Origin of the sequence: Rhodococcus baikonurensis, from assembly GCF_040489275.1 — a bacterium.
GTDB lineage: Bacteria > Actinomycetota > Actinomycetes > Mycobacteriales > Mycobacteriaceae > Rhodococcus_F > Rhodococcus_F baikonurensis.
Genome location: NZ_JBEUOQ010000056.1, coordinates 1 through 3,828 on the forward strand (window position 1 = coordinate 1; position 3,828 = coordinate 3,828).

Sequence of the window (3,828 nt, forward strand, 5' to 3'; positions counted from 1 at the left end):
TTGCTGTTGATGGTCAGTTTCGCAACTTCCATCCTGCCGCGAAGGACCAGCCCGTCCACTTCAATCCCGCGTCAGCAACGTCCATACCCGCAACAGCTAGGCCGATGACCGTTTCGTTTCCTTGATCGCTACGGGATCATCCTGGCGGACGATAAATGCCGAGGACTTTTGCAGCGTGAACGGTGGAAAGGAGCCGTGGCGTCTCGATTGCATCGGCGATGCGGTCGAAGTCAGCGGCGGTCAGCACACGCAGGGACAGCAAACCTAAGGTGTACGTGTCGAGAATTTCCAGCGCAGCGGTGGTGGCCTGCCGGACGGATACGGCAGGAATGGTGAATACGACTTCGACCCAGCCGAGTTCCGAGCGCTGGACGGCACCGTGGTGATCGATTATGGGCGGGAGAAGTTCACCGCTGACGTTCTCGTCGAATTGCATGTCGAGTTCGGCGACGACGACATACGCCTGTTGCGTCACAGGATTCGAACCCTCTCATTGTCACGGTCGGTAGTGAATTCAGGACGGGCGAGAGTAGATCGGGGTGCTGCCTAAACTCAAACCCTTCGTTCGGCCGCAACCCCTTCGATCCAGAAAGTCGTTGCGGCTGAACAAGCTTAATTCAGTGCATCGCCAGACCGAACCAGGCCGACGCTCCTAGCAGTAGGAGCGCAATGAGGATGACGGCGCGGGTGGTGTAAACGTGTCGCATCAGGACTCCGATCAGACGAAAACGAATCGTTCGGTGTGAAGATTTTGCGCCGGCACTCCCAGCTCGGTCAGTGACTCCTCGACAGCATTGAGCATCGGGGCGGGCCCACAGGTGAAGTACTGCAGTCGCTGATAGCGATCAGGCAGGTGGCGGACGATCATTTCGCGATCGAGGTAGCCTTGTTCACCGGTCCACCCTTCGGGTGGCGTCATCAGGATATTGACGATGGTGAGGTTCAAACGACGTTTAAGGCTTTCTAGTTCCTCGTCGAATGTGATGTCGTCGAGTGAGCGGCTGGCGTAGTACAGCAGATACGGTCGATTGTCGCTGCGGTCAGCCATGGTGCGCAGAATGCTGATCATCGGAGTAATACCGACACCTCCTGCGATGAGAACGAATCCCGGTCCTTCATTGCGATCTGGCGTGAAGACGCCGTGCGGCCCGTCGATGTATGCGCGGGTGCCCGGGGCGATAGTTCGGACGGTGGAGGTGAAGTCGCCGAGCGCCTTGATCGTCATGGACAGCACTGACGCGTTCTCGGCACTCGACGAAAACGAGAACGGATGTGACGTCACCGAAAACGGTGACCGATCGACGGTCAGCCAGCCGAACTGCCCGGGCTCGAACCGGAAACCCTTGTGCCCGACTGGGATCATCGTCAACGTCACGGCGTCACCGCGTTCGTGGACCACGGACTTGATCTTCCAGGGGCGACGAAGGCGCTCGAGCGGCCGGATCACCCGAACCCACAGCAACAGCAAGATCAACGCGCAGGTCATGATCGCCCACAACCATTTCTTCCAGGCATGGTCGACGTAATATCCGACCAGGAACACGTGCGCCACGGCGAAGGCGACAACTATCACCGAGATCGCCCCGTGGAGCACTTGCCACACCTCGTAGCGAATATTCATCCGCCGTCTCCAGATCGAGGTGGCAATGAGCACCAGCAGCAGCACTGTCGAGGTGACCGCGAACCGTGCACGCCAGGGGGCGTGCGCAAGGTTGAGCAGTCCGACGATGTCGATTCCCGCCAGCTGCAGGAGGATCGGGTGCGCCAAGATGAACGCCAAGGCGACATAGGAGATCTCGCGATGAAATTGAACTAGGGCATCTTCGCCGAAGGGTTCAGCCGCTGCCTGGAAGCGTGCCACCAGTGCGAACTGCATCCCCATCATCGACAGCCCGATAAAGCCAAGTGCGACAGAGAATTCGGTCAGGAAACCCCGACCCGGACCGGGGTGACCGAGCACCGCGAACACTAGCGGCATTACTGCCACTGCCAAGTAGAGTCCAATCCAGGCGACCGCACGTGTTAGCAATGTCGTCATCGAAAATATCCTACTCATCACGATAGGTCGGAAGGTTCGGCACGAAGATTATCGGATAGTCACCGAAGCGGAACGCTACTCCTAACGCGCCAGAACAAGAACATTAGGCATACGACTTTCGACTGACCTGAACGGTAAGAATTTTCAGCTCCACAATCGGGAGGGACGAGCGGGACGCTTTCGGATCGCCGGGGGCGATGCTGGTAATCCGTTAAGCCCGAGCCGAACAGCAGTGGCGGACGCTGGTAACTCAGCCTCATTGAAGGTCGCACACCCACAAACAATCGGATTGCGATGTTGCCCGACGCTATCTGCGGGCTGCGGAAGACCGCGAGTTACTGGCCCAGTACCTGGGTGAGTCCATGATCTGGTGCGGCAGAGCGCGTGGTCGGGTGTAGTGCCACCGGAGAGTGGCCAAGTCGGGCGCAGCTGTGACCTCTCGACCGTCGCCCGGGCCCGGCACGATTCCGAGCGCCATCAATAACATTCCAGTTGAGGCACCCGGCATCGGTGCGCGAAAGTCGTAGCTGATCCTTCTCTATCCACTGTGTGAACGGCGTTGTTCGACGGTCAACGCGAGGGCCGTGACAGCTAGGTCGCTGGTGCTTGTGACATCGAGCCCAGTGAGGGTGGTGAAGTCCCGAAGGCGTCGGCGCACCGTGTTTCGGTGCCTGTGTGTGCGTTCGGCGATGTTCGCGATAGTTCCCCCGTACGCGACCAGGTCGCCGACAGTCTCCAACAGAGCGGTGCGCTCGTACTCGCTCAGCATTTGTAGTGGACCGAACACTGCCTTGTGCACAGCATCGGCTACTTCGGCGTTTCCAGCTGCGATAGTGTGCAACCAGGTCTCGCGCACATGGCGCACCCCTGGAGTGACTCGGCCTTCGACTGTGGTCCGTGCAAGGCGAATTGCGCCAGGAACGTGTGCGAGTCCCTCGGCGTCCACCACGGTGCAGACGTGGTCCTCCAGTGCGACAAGATAGTCGATGAGGTTGGTTCTGGTATTCGGACGGTGAACGATCGCACGTAACTCATGTCCGTACCAACCGAAATGGTGAGCGATGCCGCTGGAACTCAATCGATGGGCGCAGCCGCCGATTAGCTCGGGTTGGGGAACGCCAAAATCCCCGACAGGACACAGGAATGTACCCGAGACTGGCAGGCCGAGAATCTGGGCGGCGTTGTCAACGGCGACGTGATTAGCTGCTCCGTCTATGAGCAGTTGGTCGAATGCCTCGGCTCGAATCTCCTCGAGTCCTCCTTGAGCAACTTGGTAGCCGCGCACCATTTCCTCGGTGCTCGTTTCGACCGTCTCCCACACTATGACCGACAACAGTTCGAGGAAGTCGGTTCGCGCAGCGAGATCAAGGTATCGGCCTTCGGCGATGAGTGCATCCCACAGCGTGCGTAGGTCGATTCGAAACGAATGGAGCACGGTCGGCAGCGGTACGTGCTGTTGCGCCCGGATGGTCCCAACGTCCAACGCAGCGGTGAGCAAGGCTTGCGGGCACAGGGTCGCCGACCAACGACTCGATCGGGCATCTCGCCTCGGTGCCAACCGCACCCTGGCGCCCTCGGACACTCTCGGTGACGACGTCGCCGACGCTGGGACTGTTTCGTAATCGGTGTTTTGGCCCGAGACGCTGAGTGAATGCTCGGCGAGGAGGTGCCGAGATGACGACACTGGAGAATGTTACGAAGAAGAGGGCCGAGCCCTCCGCGGAAGCTGCGGCGGCCGCGGAGTTGGTGCGCCTGGCCAAGGAGCAGGGCCTGTCGCTGACCGGGCCGGA

3 protein-coding genes are annotated in these 3,828 nt (G+C 59.8%); all 3 read right to left on the reverse strand.

Annotated elements, in window-relative coordinates:
* Positions 1 to 136 precede the first annotated feature (136 nt).
* Positions 137 to 475, reverse strand: a complete 339-nt coding sequence (locus tag ABWI03_RS33995) for a DNA-binding protein (protein ID WP_166814094.1) — start codon at positions 473 to 475, stop codon at positions 137 to 139.
* A 243-nt stretch (positions 476 to 718) separates the two neighbouring features.
* Entirely contained in the window at positions 719 to 2,038 is a 1,320-nt protein-coding gene (locus tag ABWI03_RS34000; protein ID WP_166814096.1) for a ferredoxin reductase family protein, read from the reverse strand.
* A gap of 538 nt (positions 2,039 to 2,576) precedes the next feature.
* Positions 2,577 to 3,722, reverse strand: a complete 1,146-nt coding sequence (locus tag ABWI03_RS34005; RefSeq protein ID WP_353799061.1) for a helix-turn-helix domain-containing protein — start codon at positions 3,720 to 3,722, stop codon at positions 2,577 to 2,579.
* Positions 3,723 to 3,828: the final 106 nt, after the last annotated feature.

Bases quoted from the DNA above. Each gene is read 5' to 3' on its own strand.
- ABWI03_RS34000 (WP_166814096.1), bottom strand. From the start codon at position 2,038: ATGACGACATTGCTAACACGTGCGGTCGCCTGGATTGGACTCTACTTG.